This is a genomic window from Xanthomonas translucens pv. cerealis (genome assembly GCF_006838285.1).
GTDB lineage: Bacteria > Pseudomonadota > Gammaproteobacteria > Xanthomonadales > Xanthomonadaceae > Xanthomonas_A > Xanthomonas_A cerealis.
In genome coordinates, this window is the sequence record NZ_CP038228.1 from 698,410 (window position 1) to 713,986 (window position 15,577).

The window sequence follows — 15,577 nt, forward strand, 5'->3', positions numbered from 1 at the left end:
GGTGAAAGCCCCTGTGCCGCATCAGATTTCTTTGACCAATGTCAGGGTGGCCAGTGGCTGACCTGTCGGCATTCAGTCCCGCAGCCCCAGCGGGTGGCGGCGAGAAAGGAAATCGACTAGTTACACCCTGACCCACTACAGGCCTTGGACCATAAAAAAGCAACGGCCCCTTGCGGGGCCGTTGCTTTAGACGATCAGATCGCGATCAACAGCGATCAGAACTTCTGGGTGTACTGCATGAACAGGTAGCGGTCGTAGTCCAGCATCGGATCGATCGACGACGAGCTGTTGTTGGTCAGCGAGTTGGTGATCGGCGGCTGCTTGTTCCAAACGTTGCGAGCACCCAGGGTAACCGACCCGTTCCAAGGCGCTGCCCAGCTGACCGAGACGTCCTGGTAGCTGATCGAGCCCTTCTTGTTGGCACCTACGCCGCCGCCCCAGCCGGCATTGGTGGTCTGGTAGTTCGGTTCGTTGCACTCGTCCGCGTTATAGCAGAAGTCGCGATAGCCGCCGTAATAGCGAAGGTTCCAGTTGGCCGACAAGTCGCCCTTGGCCCAGTTGACGCCCACTGTGGCGCGCACGCGTGGGTAGTTCCAGTAACCTGCGGCGTCGTCCCACGGGGAGGTGTCGTCGCTCTGACTGCGGAACGCAACCAGATAGTTGCTGTCCAGGCGAAGCGAGAACTGACCAACCGCGAATTCCGGCAGGCGGTAGTTCATGACGAAGTTGTAGCCTTCGGTTTCCAGCGCCCCCAGGTTGGTGTTGCCGCGGCTCAGAGTCACGACCTGACCGCTGCTCGCGTCACGGGTGTAGTTGCAGAACGAGGTCACGCCGTTGTAGCACTGGTTCAACACATAGGTCGCACTGACCGCGGTGATGACATTGGAGATGCTGATCTTGTACCAGTCGAGCGAGAAGTCCAGGCCCTGAATCCAGCGCGGGCTGAACACCAGGCCGACAGTGCGGGTCTTGCTGTATTCCGGTTCCAGATTGGCGTTGCCGACGCCCGCCTGGAACGGTGAGTTGCTCTGGACTTCGCGCGCGGTCACCGGCACGCCGGCGTTGTCGGTCTGACGGAAGGTCGGTGCGAGGCCTTCGCTGACGCAACGGGCCGCGACGGCGGGAGTGGACAGCAGGCCGAAGCGCGCATCGCACGGATCGGTCATGGGGTCGAAGGACTGCGAGCCGCCGCCGAAGGTGTCGTCCAGGGTCGGGGCGCGGAACCCCTTACCGTAGGTGGCACGGACCAACAGGTCCTCAACCGGCTTCCAGGTCAGGCTGAATTTACTGTTGGTGGTGTCGCCGAACCGATCGTAGTCGGAATAGCGGCTGGCGACATCGAACGACAGTTGCTTGGCGAACGGCAGATCCTTCAGCAATGGGATCATCAGCTCCAGATACAGTTCGTCGGTCTTGTACTTGCCCGTCGTCGCGCCAGCGGCCAGGTCGGTGGTGTAACCGGCGCTGGACAGTTGGTCCGGGTAGTCGTAGCCGGAGACTTCACGGTGCTCGACACCGGCCGCAAAGGCGAATTCGCCCGCGTCGCCCGGCATGTCGAACAGGCCGCCGGTGATGTTGGCGAAGTACTGCTTGCTCACGCTCTGTTGGGTGGCCTGGCTGAGGGTGTTGACATACTTCAGCGCGTCGGCGGTGGAGGCCGACGGACCGCCCAGGATGTTGAACGGCGTGCACTGACCAGCCGACAGGCTGGTGCCCAGCGGGATCGGATTGGCGGCAGTGCCGCACTGGACGACGCCCTGGCTGTTCAGGAACGACGGTCCGAGCGCCTTCTCCAACGCCAGCAAGTTGATATTGCCGGTGCTGATTTGAGTCACGTCGAACTTGTTGTAGTTGATGCCTGCGTCCCAGTTCCAGCCATGCGTACCGACTTCGAACGCGCCTTCCAACGCGGCGTCGAAGTGGTAGCTCTTCACGTTGTTCTGCGAAACGCGCGGGATCTCGGTGGTGCGGCGGAACCAGGAGGTAATGTCTTCGCCGACCGGGTTGTAGTAACTCTGGCCGCTGATGGCCACGGGATACGTCGGCTGCGACGCGCCGTTCAGCGGATAGCCGGCGACCTGGCGCTCGGAGTTGCGCTCCGAGTACATGACCGTCGACTTGAAGGTGACGTAATTGTTGATCTCGAAGCTGCCGGCGGTGAAGACCGACTTGGTTTCGGTTTCCTGCGCCAGCATGACCTGCTGGGTTGCGTTGAAGCGGTCGTCGGTGCGGACGCCGACGTGATAATTGTTAAAATCACGCGAGTCCGACCCGGTACCGACACCGTTCCAGGTACCAGAGTGGTTCAGCACCCAGGCGTTGGGGGTCCAGGTGCCAGCGTCCGCGCCGACGACATTGCCGTCATCGTCCAAGTAGTTGCCGGCGCCGGCGGTCCCGGCAGCGCGCGGATCATTGAAGCGGCCCCACGGACCGGTCGCGCTGAGCGCGTCCAGCGGGTGGTTCGGGCCGAATTGGGTGCGGGTCAGGACACGATCCTTCGCCCACACCGGATCCTCCTTGGTGTAGTTGGCGCCGAAGATGATCGAGGAGCGTTCGCCGCTGGCGCCGAGGGTGAAGGAATACGCTTCCTTCTGACCGTCGCCGCGGCTGTTTTGGCCGATCAGGGCCGAGACTTCGGCGCCATCGAAGTTCTTGCGCAGGATGATGTTCACTACGCCGGCGATGGCGTCGGAGCCGTAGATCGCCGAGGCGCCGTCCTTCAGTACTTCGATGCGGTCGATCAAGGCGGCAGGGATGGTCGACATGTCGGTGTAGCCGGCCAGGCTCGAGGTCCAGCGCTTGCCGTTGACCAGGACCAGGGTGCGCTGCTCGCCCAGGTTGTACAGGTTGACGTACTGGCCGCCCTGTTCCGCGTTGGAACTCAGCACGGCAGCCTTGCTGAAGGTCTGGGTGCCGGAAACGGTCAGGTTCTGCAGCACGTCGCCGACGCTGACCAGGCCTGATTTCTTGATTTCCTCGGAGGACACCGTGAAGACCGGCTGAGCGGTTTCGACGTCGACCGAGCGGATACGCGAGCCAGTGATTTCGATGCGATCCAGATTGGTCGCACCGGTGCCGGCGTCCTGTGCCGAGGCAGTGTTGATGCCGACGCCCGCGCCCGCGACCAGCGCGAGCACAACGGCGTCGCGCAGTTTGTTGGTCTTGCAATTCATTAGCTCTCTCTCCGAATGAGATCTGGGTTTGACCCATGGTGTGTTGTGCCTGCCGGTGGAGTCGAAAGAGCGACGCCAATTCCTTCAGGGTGACCCGATGGTATCTCGCCTTGCCGAAGAATTAAAGTAGCGTTAACAAGTTGATGGAATTGGGTGAATATCGGAGGTGGGGACACCGACCATTCATCACAAAAAAAGCGCCCAGGGGCGCTTTTGGCAGAACATTGCGACGCTGGAGGGACTTACAAATCCTGTTCGTAGCGCACGTAGGGAATGGTGCCTTCCTCGGTGCTGATGTTGTTCGGGGCGAACGGATTCTTGCCTCGGGTGACCACGTTCTCGGCGCCGACGGTCAGCTGGCCGCTCCACGGGGTGCGCCAGGTCAGGCCCACGCCGAGACCGGACCACTTGCCGGGCTGGCCCGGCGCGTCGACCACGCGGCCGATCACGTTGGCGCTGAACGAGCCGTAGCCGCCGCCGATGCTCAGGCTCTTGCTGTCCCACTGGTCGACCAGCGCCTGCGAGGCGTCGGCGATCGGGACCAAACGCGCGCGCGCATAGGTGCCGCCGATCGAGACGAAGCCTTCGCGGCCGATGTTCTGCTGCGCGAACACGGTCAGGTCGTTCTGCTCCATGCGCAGCGATGGGGTCTTGTTGGCTCCCGCCAGCCATGGCGGCATGTTCTCGCGGCCGGTCCCGGCCGACAGCGACAGGCGCCCGCCGGGACGGTTGAAGGTGGTGGTCGCGGCGACATGGTGGCCGACATCGCCGTCGTCGTCGCCCAGGCTGGCAAGCATGCAATGGCTGGCCAGGCCGCTGATGCTGCTGCCGCTGGCGCTGTTGCACAGCAGGCCGAGCGAGTCGCCGGAGGACAGGCCGAAGGCGGCGTCGAGCGAATTGCGGCCGAAGTGCCAGCGTGCGCCGACCGCCTGTTCGCCGGTCGGTTCCAGGTACAGCAAGGCCTCGACCTTGCCGCTGCCCTTGTTCCACACCGGCAGCACGGTACGGTCGTGGTTGCCGGCGGGCTTGCTCTGCGCGTGCGCGCCCGTGCTCGCCGCAAGGGCGATCAGCAGGGCAAGAGGTAGGCGCAGTAAGGCTCGCATCGAAGGTGTGTGACTCTCGGGCAGGAACTAAAGTTCCCGCCGGGCAGGGGCAATGATGCTAGAGGATTTATGTTTCTTTAACAAGTCGGACTCCCTGTCCTAATCCCCATTTCCGACTATTGCAAGCGCTCGGGAGGCGTCGGTTCAGCCGGTGTTGCAGCGAACAATACGCCGAATTCCGTCAAGGGGAAGTCATAGCGACGGCCGCAGAACTCGCACCGTATCTCAACTTGGCCGGTTGTCTCGGCGGCGGCGCGGGCTTCTTCCTCGCCCAGCGAACGCAGCATGGCCGCCACCCGCTCGCGCGAGCAGGAGCAGCCGAAGCGCAGCGGCCTGGTTCCCAGCAGTTCCGGGGCTTCCTCGTGAAATAGCCGGTGCAGCAGGGTCGCCGCCGGCAGGGCCAGTAATTCGGCTTCGCTCACGGTTTCGAACAAGGCACCGGCGCGGTTCCAGCCGTCCTCGTCGCCGCTGTCGCCGGGCAGCTTCTGCAACAACAGGCCGGCCGCCTGGTGGCCGTCGGCGGCCAGGATCAGGCGCGTGGGCAGCTGTTCGGATTGGCGGAAATAGTCTTCGAAGGCCTCGCCCAGTTCGGCCGCCGACAGCGCCACCAGGCTCTGGTAGCGCTGCGGTTCGCGCGGGTCCAGGCCGGGGTTCTCAATGGTGATCGCCAGCAGCGCGTCGGTGCCGAGCGCGCGCAGGTCGCGCGGCGCGTCGCTGCCTTCGGTCAGCTGGACGATGCCGCGCAGGGTACCGGCCGCGGTGCATTCGGCGAACAGGGTGCGCAGCGCGCCCTGGCTGCGCAGCTGCACCGACAGGCGCCCGTCGACCTTGGTGTGGCCGGTGAACAGGGCTGCGGCCACGCAGGCCTCGCCGAGCAACTCGGTGGCCGCGGCGGGATAGTTGCCTGGCGCGAGAATCTCGCGCCAGGCCGATTGCAGGCGCACGTGCACGCCGCGCACGCCGGCGCCGGGCAGCAGGAAGCGGGTCAGGTGATCGTGTTCGAAAGAACTCATCGCGGTCTCGCTGCGCATGGGAAGATGGCGACCGCAGGATAGTGGGTCATCACGGTGGACAAAGTCGAAGAACGCATAGCAATGGGGGCGACGCGCGGCGTTGCAAGTGGTGCGGCCGTGCCGCGGCCGCGGCGCAGGCGCTGGCTGCTGGCGGCGCCGCTGCTGTTCGCGCTGGCGAGCATCTCGCAGGTGATCGTGCTGCGCTTCGTCGATCCGCCGTTCTCGGCGATGATGCTGGAGCGCCAGCTCGGCGCCTGGGGCGAGGGCGACTGGTCGTTCCGTGTCGCCTACGACTGGCGCGACAGCGCACAGATCGCGCCGAGCCTGCCGATTTCGCTGGTGGCCGCCGAGGACCAGCGCTTTCTCAGTCATCACGGTTTCGATCTGGAGGCGATCGAGAAGGCGCGCGACCACAATGCGCGCGGCGGACGCCTGCGCGGTGCCAGCACAATCAGCCAGCAGGTGGCCAAGAACCTGTTCCTGTGGCAGGGCCGCAGCTGGCTGCGCAAGGGATTGGAGGCCTGGTACACGGTGTTGATCGAGGCGCTGTGGTCGAAGCAGCGGATCCTGGAGGTGTATGCCAACGTCGCCGAGTTCGGCGACGGGGTCTACGGCGCGCAGGCGGCGGCGCGCAGTTTCTGGGACAAGGATGCGGCGCAGCTGAGTCCGGCGCAGAGCGCGCTGCTGGCGGCGGTGCTGCCGGCGCCGCAGCGCTACGCCGCCACGCGCCCGGGGCCGTACGTGCAGCGCCGCGCCAACTGGATTCAGCGGCAGACGCGGCAGCTGGGCGGGCCGGCATATCTGCAGGCGCTGTAGGACATTTGAGCTACTGCGCGTGCGACGTTGTCCGCGATGCGGCGTTTTTGTAGCGGAGGCGCTGCGTTTAGCCCCTCTCCCATCGGAAGAGGGTTTTGGTGAGGGTACGGCGCGAAGCGTCTCGCGGATTTGGGTATGCGAGGCTTCGCCCGTACCCTCATCCGGCGCTGCGCGCCACCTTCCCCCAAAAAAGGGGGCCATGCTCCCGAGGGGAAGAAGGAACAGCTGTTGCCGGTGGGAGAAGGGAGCGACTCCGGATTCTCGTCAGGTGGCGCGCTGCCGCTGGTGAACGCGCAGGCCGCTCCGTACCATCGGCACATGGAACCCGAGCGCCTGACCGTCGTCGTCACTGCCTTCAACGAGGCGCAGACCCTGCCGCTGCTGCAGCCGCGCATCCTCGCCGCGCTCGATGGCGTGGATGGCCTGGAGGGACGGGTGCTGTATGTGGACGACGGCAGCCGCGACGCGACCTGGGAAGTGATCCTGGCGTTGGCCGCGACCGATCCGCGGGTCGGCGCGCTGCGCCTGTCGCGCAATTTCGGCAAGGAGCTGGCGCTGACCGCGGGCCTGGATTTCGTCGAGCACGGCGCGGCGATGCTGCTGGACGCCGACGGCCAGGATCCGCCGGAGCTGATCGCGCAGTTCGTCGCGCAGTGGCGCGCCGGCTACGACGACATCTACGGCACGCGCATCGCGCGCGACGGTGAGAGTTGGCTCAAGCGCGGCACCGCGTCGCTGTTCTACCGCGTGATCGGGCGCCTGTCGAAGACCCCGATTCCGGCCGATACCGGCGATTTCCGCCTGTTGTCGCCGCGCGCGCTGGCGGCGCTGGCGCAGTTGCGCGAACGCCATCGCTTCATGAAGGGGCTGTTCGGCTGGGTCGGTTTCCGCCAGCTGGCGTTGCCGTACCGGCGTGCGCCGCGCCTGGCCGGGCGCAGCAAGTACGGCCTGTGGCGGTTGTGGAACTTCGCGCTGGAAGGCATCACCGGTTTTTCCACCGCGCCGCTGCGGGTGGCGACCTATCTGGGACTGGCGACCGCGCTCGGTGCCTTTCTGTTCGGCACCTGGATTGTGGTCAAGGCGGCGCTATGGGGCGATCCGGTCGCCGGCTGGCCGACGATGATGGCGGTGATCCTGTTCCTTGGTGGCACGCAGCTGATCGCACTTGGCCTGATCGGCGAATACCTGGGCCGGTTGTACGAGGAATCCAAGCAGCGGCCGCTGTATCTGGTCGACACCTGGCGTGCACCGGCAGCAGGAGTATCCTCGGCCGTGCGATCCAGCGAACCGGGAGGCAGCGATGCGTACGGTACGACAGTTGTTGTGCGACAAGGGCGGTGAGGTCCATGCGGTGGCGCCGGATGCGGCGGTGGTCGATGCGCTGCGGCTGATGGCCGACAAGGGCATCGGCGCGGTCCTGGTGATGCAGGACGGGCGTCTGGCCGGGATCCTGTCCGAGCGCGATTACGCGCGCAAGGTGGTGCTGCAGGACCGCTCTTCGGCGACCACGCCGGTGCGCGACATCATGAGCGCGAAGGTATACACGGTGGACCCGTCGCAGAGCGTGCAGCAATGCATGGAACTGATGACCGGCCAACGCATCCGCCATCTGCCGGTGGTGCAGGCCGGCGCGGTGGTCGGAGTGATCTCGATCGGTGACCTGGTCAAGGCGGTGATCGAGGAGCAGCAGCGGGAACTGGATCAGTTGCAGCGCTATATCACTAGTTGATGGGACCGGGGACCCGGAAAATCAAAAGCCCATGTCGCGCTCTTGCTTTTCCGTGTCCCCGGTCCCCGGTCCCGAGTCCCGGCTACTTCGCGTGGTGACCGACGCAATCGACGTCCTTGCCTGGCCCCGTCTCGAAGGTCGCCAGCAGGGCCGCCGGCGGGGCGATGGCGCCTAGCGCCAGGGCGACTGCGCCGCGCATGCCCAGGGCCTTGAAGTCGGGGCGGAAGGTCGGGTCCTTGAAGGTGCCGGCGACGCGCAACGGCGAGCGCAACGACAAAATGCTGTGGTCCTTCGGGCGCGCCTTCAGCAGCAGGTCCAGTTTTTCGTCGCCCAGGTCGATGTTGCCGCTGCCGACGAGCAGCGTGTCAGTGGTGTCGAAGGCCAGCGCGCGCGCGTCCATCACCCCGTTCCTGACCGCGAAATCGCCGAATGCGCAGCGCACCGGAATCTGCCGGTCCTTGGTGACCAGGAACTTTAGCGATTCGGCGATGTCCAGCCCGGCCAGTTCCATGACCAGGTTGCTGACGTGGCCCTTGCCCATGCCGATGGCGACGCTGCCGTCGGCGCTGCCGAGCATCTGCGCGATCGAGTTGCCGGTGCCGGCCAGTGCGATCTCGCCGCCGATCGCGCCGGAGGCTTCCTTGGCCAGTTGCCCGTCCGGGAACAGCTTGCCCAGCTGCATGCCGCGCACCGAGATCTGCGCGCGGGTAGCGATGGTGGATTTGCGTGCATCCATGCGGATGTCCGAGCGGATGTTGCCGCCGGCCACGCCGAAGTCGAGCGGCTGCAGCAGCAGCACGCCGTCGTTGAGCTTCAGGTGCGCGTCCATGGCGTCCAGCGGCAGTGTTTGCGCGTTGATCCGCTGCGCCTTCCAGCGGACGTCTGCGTCCATCGCGCGCAGCTTGCCGAGGTCGTACGGCGTGGACGGCAGCAGCTTGGCGCTGGCCGCGAGTTTGGCCGCCTGCGCCTTCTGTTCGTCGTTGGCGGTCTCGCCGGCGCCGGTGCGCGGCGGCGCGCCGACGAAGCCGCCCAGGTCGTCGAAGTCCAGGCGCCGCGAACGCAGGTCGGCGTGCAGGAACGGGCGCTGTCCGGCGCTGTCGATCTGCACGGTGCCGGCCAGGTCGCTGTCGCCGGCGCGGCCGTTGAAGTCCTCGTAGCGCCAGATTTCGCCCTTGCGCTTGAGCCGGCCGTCCAGTTGATAGGGCGGGGTGGAGGGCATGGCGATGCCGAGCAGCGGATACAGGTGCTGCATGTCGGTGCCGGCCAGGCTCAGCTGCAGGTCGAACACGCGCAGCTGGAACGGATTGGTCAGGGTGCCGCGCATGTGCGCGCGGGTGCTGCCGGCGCTGCCGCGCAGGTCGATCTTGAACGGATGGTCGCTTTCGCTCAGTTCCAGCGGCGAAGCGGTGTTGCCCTTGAGCGTGAACGGGTTGCCGCGCCAGCGGCCATCGCCGGCGACCGCGATCGGCGGCGCTGCGTCGCCGCTGCGTCGCTGCGAGGTCAGGCTGTCGACGCTGACGTCGATATCGGTACGGCCAGGCACGTCCTGAAAGCGCAGCCGTCCCTGTTGCACCAGCATGCGGCCCAGGACCACCTGGGTGCCGCCATCGCTGCTGCCGAAGTTCCAGTTGCCGGGTTGCCCGTTCGGCCCGGTTTCGAGCAGCAGATTCGGCTGGGTCAGGCGGATCTCGGGAATGCGCAGTTTGCCGCGCAGCAGCGGCCACAACGCGAGATCGATCTCGGCACGTTGCGCGCTGGCCATCTGCGGCTGTTTCGACCAGTCCGCGTTGGCGAAGCGCAGGCGCTCGCCGCAGAGGGTGATGGTGCGGCCGAGGTCCACGTCGAGGTTGCCGTCGATGTGGAATGCGCGGCCGGTCTTGGCCTGCACGGCACGTTCGACGGGACCCTTGAACCAGTTCCAGTCGAACACCAGGATGACGATCAACAGAACCAGTACCAGCGCGCCGAGCACGAACGGCCAGCGCCGCAGGCGGCCATCGTTGCGGCGCCAGGGCCAGGAGCGGCGTCGGCCACGTGGTGTAGAAGTGGGTTCGCGATCCATCCGGCCATAGTAGGCGGTGCGCGTGCACGGGGTGCGAAAGGGGCGCGTCGCGCCAGGCGCGCTAGAGCACTTGCGCGGTCACCGCAACGAAATGGCAGACGCTGCCGGCGAGCACGAACAGGTGCCAGATCGCATGGAAGTAGCGCACGGTATCGCGCTGATAGAAGTAGGTGCCCAGCGTGTAGAACAGGCCGCCGGCCAGCAGCCAGCACAGGGTGGGGACATCGACCGAGTGCAGCAGCGGCTCGATCGCGACCACAATCAGCCAGCCCATGGCCAGGTAGAGGATGGTCGACAGCAAGCGGAAGCGGCCGGTGAAGAACAGCTTGAACACCACCCCGGCCAGGGCGATGCTCCAGATCGCCGCGAACAGGCCCCAGCCCCAGGGGCCGCGCAGGCCGATCAGGGTGAACGGGGTGTAGGTGCCGGCGATCAGCACGTAGATCGCGCAGTGGTCCAGCACCTGCAGTCGCGCCTTGACTCCCGGATGCGGGATGGCGTGATACAGCGTGGAGGCGGTGTACAGCAGCAGCAAGGCGACCCCGAACACGATGGCCCCGGCCAGCTGCCAGCCATCGCCGTAGATCGCGGCCAGGGTGATGAGGACCGAACTGCCGGCCAGTGCGGCGACTGCGCCCAGGCCGTGGGTCAGCGCGCTGGCCAGTTCGTCGCGCCAGTCCGTAGAAGGCGGCGCGTCGGCATTCATGAGCGAGGGCCGTGGGTCTGCTTCCATGGCGCGAAAAGGTACCTCAATTGCGAGCGATTCGCATCCGTTGTGGCGCAGCGAGTGGCGCGCGGTTCACGCCCGCGCGCTTGCCGCTGCAGACCGGCGCCTCAGTCCAGCGCGGCGCTGTGCGCGTGCTCGCGGGTCGCGGCGAAGCGCACGTCCGGCGCGCGTTCCTGCGCCAGCTGCAGGTTGACCCGGGTCGGCGCCAGATAGACCAGTTCGCCGGCGCCGTCGATGCCGAGGTTCATCGCGTTCTTCTCGCGGAATTCCTCCAGCTTTTTCGGATTGTCGCAATGCACCCAGCGCGCGGTGACCACGCCGACCGGCTCGAAGCTGGCGTCCACGCCGTATTCGTCCTTGAGCCGGTAGGCGACCACTTCGAACTGCAGCACACCGACCGCGCCGAGGATCAGATCGTTGCTCATCAGCGGGCGGAAGAACTGGGTGGCGCCTTCCTCGGATAACTGTGCCAGGCCCTTCTGCAGCTGCTTGAGCTTGAGCGGGTCGCGCAGCCGCGCGCGGCGGAACAGTTCCGGTGCGAAGTTGGGGATGCCGGTGAACGCCAGCGCCTCGCCTTCGGTGAAGGTGTCGCCGATGGAGATGGTGCCGTGGTTGTGGATGCCGATGACGTCGCCAGGGTAGGCCTCGGCGGCGATCTCGCGGTCGCTGGCCATGAAGGTCAGCGCGTTGGCCAGTTTGGTGTCCTTGCCGGTGCGCACGTGCAGGGTCTTCATGCCGGCGCTGAAGCGGCCCGAGCAGATGCGCATGAACGCGACCCGGTCGCGGTGCTGCGGGTCCATGTTGGCCTGGATCTTGAACACGAAGCCGGTCAGCTTCTCTTCGGTCGCCTGTACCTCGCGGCCGGTGGTGGCGTGCGGCTGCGGCGGCGGCGCGTGTTCGGCGAAGAAGTCCAGCAGCGGCTGCACGCCGAAGTTGTTGACGCCGGAGCCGAAGAACACCGGGGTCTGCTTGCCGGCCCGGTAGGCGTCCAGGTCGAACGGATGGCTGGCGCCCTGCACCAGCTCCAGTTCCTCGCGCAATTCGGCCAGCATCTGTGCGCCGATGCGTTCGGCCAGGCCGGGCGCGTCCAGCGACGGGAAGATGGTCGAGTCCTGGCGGGTGAAGTTGCGGCCGGGTTCGTACAGGTGCACTTCGCCGCTGATCAGGTGCACCACGCCCTTCAGGCGCTGGCCCATGCCGATCGGCCAGGTCACCGGCGCACACTGGATGCCGAGCACGGTCTCCACTTCGTCCAGCAGGTCGATCGGGTCCTTGCCTTCGCGGTCGAGCTTGTTGATGAAGGTCATGATCGGCGTGTCGCGCAGCCGGCACACTTCCATCAGTTTGATGGTGCGTTCTTCCACGCCCTTGGCCACGTCGATCACCATCAGCGCCGAGTCCACCGCGGTGAGCACGCGGTAGGTGTCCTCGCCGAAGTCGGCGTGGCCGGGGGTGTCGAGCAGGTTGATGATCTTGCCTTCGTACGGGAACTGCATCACCGACGAAGTCACCGAGATGCCGCGCTCCTTTTCCAGCGCCATCCAGTCGGAGGTGGCGTGGCGCGCGGCCTTGCGGCCCTTGACCGAGCCGGCCATCTGGATCGCGCCCCCGAACAGCAGCAGCTTCTCGGTCAGCGTGGTCTTGCCGGCGTCGGGGTGGGAAATGATGGCGAAGGTGCGGCGGCGCGCAGCTTCCTGGGCAACATCGGACATGGCAACGGCGCCCACTGGGCGATCACGGCTACAGGGAAGCGCGCGATTATAGCGCCGCGCCGCCTGGCACGGGTTGCGTGGCGTCCGTGGCGTCCTCGCTGCGCGGCAGCCTGAGTTCGCCCAGCGCGCCGGCCATGCGCAACGGGTGCGCGTCTTGGTGGCTGAAACGGCCGCCCACGCCCTGGTCCGCGCGCACCGGAGCGTCTTCGAACGGCAGGCTGTACAGCACGTCCTGCGGCTTGGCGGCCGGGTCGCCGGGCACGGCCTCCAGCATCGGCTCGAATGGGCTGGGGTAGCGCGGGTCTCAGGGATACAGCCGCGACAGCAGTGCGCTGCCGCGGTCGGGCAGCAACGCGCGCAGCGGCAGTGCAGGAACTGCGGCGAGGTTGTCGGCGCGGCGGGAGCGCAGTTGCCCCTGCACCTGACCGTCCACGCGGTTGTCGGCCCAGGCCTGCTGGCGCGGGACCTGGCCGTCCACGCGCAGCTGTGCCAGCGCCACATCAGCAGCCGCTTGTTGCGGCCGTGGGGCGGGCGTCGCCGCGCGTTGCGGATCCGTGGCATGGTCGCCGTAGTGGGCGACACCGTCGGCGTCGCGGACACTGGTGGGGGCCGGTCACTGGCCGGTCACTGGCCAGGCATGGGGGCTCCTGGCGCCGGTGTGGGGAGCACAGTGGCGGTGCGCAGTATGCGGTAGCCAGCGATGTGGCTTCTTATATCGCTCCATCCGAATAAAGAGATTTGACAGCGCCGAAAAACGCTGGCATCGTGGCGCCACCATCGAGACCGGCGGAGGGACAGGCCCTTTGATGCCGGGGCAGCCAGCGGACGCGCAAGCGACCGTGTAGGTGCCAAATCCTGCGGGGACCACCGCGTCCGCCGAAAGATGGTTCGATTCGTGCCTTCGCACGTCGAACGCGAGCTCCGCGAAGCTCGATGGCCGTTCCTCCCCGGATACCGCCATGAGCTTCGTGAATACGCCACATCGCCCCCTTGATTCGCATCCAGCGCTGGACCGCTACGCCGCCGACGTCGCGCCGGCTGACGATGGCGTGATCGCGATGCGCGGCGAAGTCGCGGTGGCGCTGCCGCTGCGCCACGCCGGCGTGCAGCTGCTGCGCCTGCGCTACGAACTGAGCGGCCCGGCCGATGCGCCGGTGGTGTTCGTCGCCGGCGGCATTTCCGCGCACCGCCATCTGGCCGCCAACCCGAGCTTCCCCGAGAAAGGCTGGGCCGAAGGCCTGGTCGGGCCGGGGCGGACACTGGATGCGGGCCAGCGGCGCCTGCTCGGGTTCGATTTCGTCGGCGCCGACGGCAGCCTGGACGCGCCGATCGACAGCGCCGACCAGGCCGATGCGATCGCCGCGCTGCTGGATGCGCTGGGCATCGCCCAACTGCACGGCTTCGTCGGCTATTCCTACGGCGCGCTGGTCGGCCTGCAGCTGGCGGTGCGGCATCCGCAGCGCTTGCTGAAGCTGGTCGCGGTCAGCGGCGCGCACCGCGCGCATCCGTATGCCGCGGCGTGGCGCGCGTTGCAGCGCCGCGCGGTGGCGCTGGGCCAGCTGCAGTGCGCCGAGAGCCACGGGCTGTCGCTGGCGCGGCAGTTCGCGATGCTCAGCTACCGCACCCCGGAAGAATTCGGCGAGCGCTTCGACGCGCCGCCGGAAGTGATCAACGGCCGCGTCCGCGTCGCCGCCGAGGACTACCTGGATGCCGCCGGCGCGCAGTACGTGGCGCGCACCCAGGTCAACGCCTACCTGCGCCTGTCCGAATCCATCGACCTGCACCGCATCGATCCGGCTGCCGTCGCCGTGCCCACCGTGGTGGTCGCGGTGGAAGGCGACCGCCTGGTGCCGCTGGCCGACCTGGTCACTCTGGTCGAAGGGTTGGGCACGCGCGGCAGCCTGCGCGTGCTGCGCTCGCCATACGGCCACGACGCCTTCCTGAAAGAAACCGACCGCATCGACGCGATCCTCGCTACCGCCTTTCGCCCCACCGGAGCTACCGCATGAGCACTGCCCACGACAATGATTTGCCCTGTAGCGACGCCACCGCCGCGGTGCGCGCCGGCATCGACCGCGACACCGCGTACGGTGCGGTGACCCCGCCGATCGTACTGTCGTCGAACTTCAGCTTCGACGGTTTCGGCAACAAGCGCCAGTACGACTACACCCGCAGCGGCAACCCGACCCGCGACCTGCTCGGCGAAGCGTTGGCGGAGCTGGAAGGCGGCGCCGGCGGCGTGATCACCGCCACCGGCATGGGCGCGATCAACCTGGTGCTGAACGCGCTGCTGCAGCCGGGCGACAAGCTGGTGGTGCCGCACGATGCGTACGGTGGCAGCTGGCGCCTGTTCAACGCGCTGGCCAAGAAGGGCCATTTCGAACTGATCACCGCCGACCTGACCGATCCGCGCTCGCTGGCCGAGGCGCTGGCGCAGTCGCCGCAGCTGGTGCTGATCGAAACCCCGTCCAATCCGCTGCTGCGCATCACCGACCTGCGCTTCGTCATCGATGCCGCGCACAAGGCCGGCGCGCTGGCGGTGGTCGACAACACCTTCCTGTCGCCGGCGCTGCAAAAGCCCATTGCGTTCGGCGCCGACCTGGTGATCCATTCCACCACCAAGTACGTCAACGGCCACAGCGATGTGGTCGGCGGTGCGGTGATCGCGGCGACCGCCGAGCTGCACCAGCAGCTGGTGTGGTGGGCCAACGCGCTGGGCCTGACCGGTTCGCCGTTCGATGCGTTCCTGACCCTGCGCGGCTTGCGCACGCTGGATGCGCGCCTGCGCGTGCACCAGGAAAATGCGCAGGCGGTGGTGGCGCTGCTCGACGGGCATGCCGCGGTCAACCAGGTCTATTACCCGGGTTTGGCCACGCATCCGGGGCATGCGGTGGCGGCGCGGCAGCAGACCGGTTTCGGCGCGATGATCAGCTTCGAGCTGGCCGGCGGCGAAGCGCAGGTGCGCGCCTTCGTCGATGGCCTGCGCTATTTCACCCTGGCCGAGTCGCTGGGCGGGGTCGAGAGCCTGATCGCGCATCCGGCGTCGATGACGCATGCGGCGATGACCGCCGAAGCGCGCGCCAACGCCGGCATCAGCGATGGCCTGCTGCGGCTGTCGGTGGGCATCGAGTCCAGCGAGGATTTGATCGCGGACCTGCAGGCCGGCCTGCTGCGTGCGCAGCAGGCGGGCGAGGCGGTGGCGCGCAAACGGGTGGACGCGTGAGCAGCAGCGTCGCCGATGC

The 15,577-nt window shown here is 67.0% G+C and carries 13 protein-coding genes and 1 riboswitch; of the genes, 5 read left to right on the forward strand and 8 right to left on the reverse strand.

Annotation, left to right across the window (positions count from 1 at the left end; all coding sequences use genetic code 11):
* Positions 1-215 precede the first annotated feature (215 nt).
* From E4A48_RS03030 to hslO, 3 genes are all read right to left on the reverse strand, one after another.
* Entirely contained in the window at positions 216-3,173 is a 2,958-nt protein-coding gene (locus E4A48_RS03030) for a TonB-dependent receptor plug domain-containing protein (protein WP_058196021.1), read from the reverse strand.
* A 242-nt stretch (positions 3,174-3,415) separates the two neighbouring features.
* On the reverse strand, positions 3,416-4,276 hold the full coding sequence (locus tag E4A48_RS03035) for an XOO1806 family protein (RefSeq protein ID WP_039005536.1): 861 nt from the start codon (positions 4,274-4,276) through the stop codon (positions 3,416-3,418).
* Positions 4,277-4,392: 116 nt separating this feature from the next.
* Positions 4,393-5,307, reverse strand: coding sequence for an Hsp33 family molecular chaperone HslO (gene hslO, locus E4A48_RS03040; RefSeq protein ID WP_058196020.1), 915 nt, complete (start codon positions 5,305-5,307; stop codon positions 4,393-4,395).
* Positions 5,308-5,370: 63 nt separating this feature from the next.
* Here hslO and mtgA point away from each other — a divergent pair, with 63 nt between their 5' ends.
* The 3 genes from mtgA (at position 5,371) to E4A48_RS03055 (ending at position 7,834) form a co-directional block, all read left to right on the forward strand.
* Positions 5,371-6,105, forward strand: coding sequence for a monofunctional biosynthetic peptidoglycan transglycosylase (gene mtgA, locus E4A48_RS03045; protein WP_142741878.1), 735 nt, complete (start codon positions 5,371-5,373; stop codon positions 6,103-6,105).
* A 318-nt stretch (positions 6,106-6,423) separates the two neighbouring features.
* On the forward strand, positions 6,424-7,446 hold the full coding sequence (locus E4A48_RS03050) for a glycosyltransferase family 2 protein (protein ID WP_185910709.1): 1,023 nt from the start codon (positions 6,424-6,426) through the stop codon (positions 7,444-7,446).
* Positions 7,406-7,834 carry a CBS domain-containing protein gene (locus E4A48_RS03055; RefSeq protein ID WP_039005533.1) on the forward strand — a complete coding sequence of 143 codons (429 nt, stop codon included), beginning with the start codon at positions 7,406-7,408 and terminating at the stop codon, positions 7,832-7,834. The genes E4A48_RS03050 and E4A48_RS03055 overlap by 41 nt, the downstream gene beginning before the upstream one ends.
* A gap of 82 nt (positions 7,835-7,916) precedes the next feature.
* Here E4A48_RS03055 and E4A48_RS03060 read toward each other — a convergent pair whose 3' ends face one another.
* From E4A48_RS03060 to E4A48_RS20875, 5 genes are all read right to left on the reverse strand, one after another.
* A complete protein-coding gene (locus E4A48_RS03060; RefSeq protein WP_039005532.1) occupies positions 7,917-9,896 on the reverse strand; it encodes an AsmA family protein in 1,980 nt (659 codons plus the stop codon).
* 61 nt (positions 9,897-9,957) lie between these two features.
* Positions 9,958-10,602 (reverse strand): PAQR family membrane homeostasis protein TrhA, encoded by a 645-nt coding sequence (gene trhA, locus E4A48_RS03065; protein WP_142741880.1) that lies wholly within the window; start codon positions 10,600-10,602, stop codon positions 9,958-9,960.
* Between the two features lie 128 nt (positions 10,603-10,730).
* Positions 10,731-12,335 carry a peptide chain release factor 3 gene (locus tag E4A48_RS03070; protein WP_039005530.1) on the reverse strand — a complete coding sequence of 535 codons (1,605 nt, stop codon included), beginning with the start codon at positions 12,333-12,335 and terminating at the stop codon, positions 10,731-10,733.
* Between the two features lie 46 nt (positions 12,336-12,381).
* Positions 12,382-12,609 carry a hypothetical protein gene (locus E4A48_RS20870; protein ID WP_052234973.1) on the reverse strand — a complete coding sequence of 76 codons (228 nt, stop codon included), beginning with the start codon at positions 12,607-12,609 and terminating at the stop codon, positions 12,382-12,384.
* A gap of 30 nt (positions 12,610-12,639) precedes the next feature.
* Positions 12,640-12,834, reverse strand: a complete 195-nt coding sequence (locus E4A48_RS20875) for a hypothetical protein (RefSeq protein WP_058196017.1) — start codon at positions 12,832-12,834, stop codon at positions 12,640-12,642.
* 272 nt (positions 12,835-13,106) lie between these two features.
* A riboswitch (SAM riboswitch) is annotated at positions 13,107-13,225 on the forward strand.
* Between the two features lie 69 nt (positions 13,226-13,294).
* Between E4A48_RS20875 and metX the strand changes: the two genes are divergently transcribed.
* On the forward strand, positions 13,295-14,344 hold the full coding sequence (metX, locus tag E4A48_RS03080; RefSeq protein ID WP_039005529.1) for a homoserine O-succinyltransferase MetX: 1,050 nt from the start codon (positions 13,295-13,297) through the stop codon (positions 14,342-14,344).
* Positions 14,341-15,558 carry an O-succinylhomoserine (thiol)-lyase gene (locus E4A48_RS03085; RefSeq protein WP_039005528.1) on the forward strand — a complete coding sequence of 406 codons (1,218 nt, stop codon included), beginning with the start codon at positions 14,341-14,343 and terminating at the stop codon, positions 15,556-15,558. The genes metX and E4A48_RS03085 overlap by 4 nt, the downstream gene beginning before the upstream one ends.
* Positions 15,559-15,577: the final 19 nt, after the last annotated feature.

Coding starts and splice junctions, on each gene's coding strand:
- E4A48_RS03055 (WP_039005533.1), top strand. CDS start 7,406: ATGCGTACGGTACGACAGTTGTTGTGCGACAAGGGCGGTGAGGTCCAT.
- trhA (WP_142741880.1), bottom strand. CDS start 10,602: ATGAATGCCGACGCGCCGCCTTCTACGGACTGGCGCGACGAACTGGCC.
- E4A48_RS03030 (WP_058196021.1), bottom strand. CDS start 3,173: ATGAATTGCAAGACCAACAAACTGCGCGACGCCGTTGTGCTCGCGCTG.
- E4A48_RS03085 (WP_039005528.1), top strand. CDS start 14,341: ATGAGCACTGCCCACGACAATGATTTGCCCTGTAGCGACGCCACCGCC.
- E4A48_RS20870 (WP_052234973.1), bottom strand. CDS start 12,609: ATGCTGGAGGCCGTGCCCGGCGACCCGGCCGCCAAGCCGCAGGACGTG.
- E4A48_RS03050 (WP_185910709.1), top strand. CDS start 6,424: ATGGAACCCGAGCGCCTGACCGTCGTCGTCACTGCCTTCAACGAGGCG.
- hslO (WP_058196020.1), bottom strand. CDS start 5,307: ATGCGCAGCGAGACCGCGATGAGTTCTTTCGAACACGATCACCTGACC.
- E4A48_RS03060 (WP_039005532.1), bottom strand. CDS start 9,896: ATGGATCGCGAACCCACTTCTACACCACGTGGCCGACGCCGCTCCTGG.
- E4A48_RS03035 (WP_039005536.1), bottom strand. CDS start 4,276: ATGCGAGCCTTACTGCGCCTACCTCTTGCCCTGCTGATCGCCCTTGCG.
- metX (WP_039005529.1), top strand. CDS start 13,295: ATGAGCTTCGTGAATACGCCACATCGCCCCCTTGATTCGCATCCAGCG.
- E4A48_RS03070 (WP_039005530.1), bottom strand. CDS start 12,335: ATGTCCGATGTTGCCCAGGAAGCTGCGCGCCGCCGCACCTTCGCCATC.
- mtgA (WP_142741878.1), top strand. CDS start 5,371: ATGGGGGCGACGCGCGGCGTTGCAAGTGGTGCGGCCGTGCCGCGGCCG.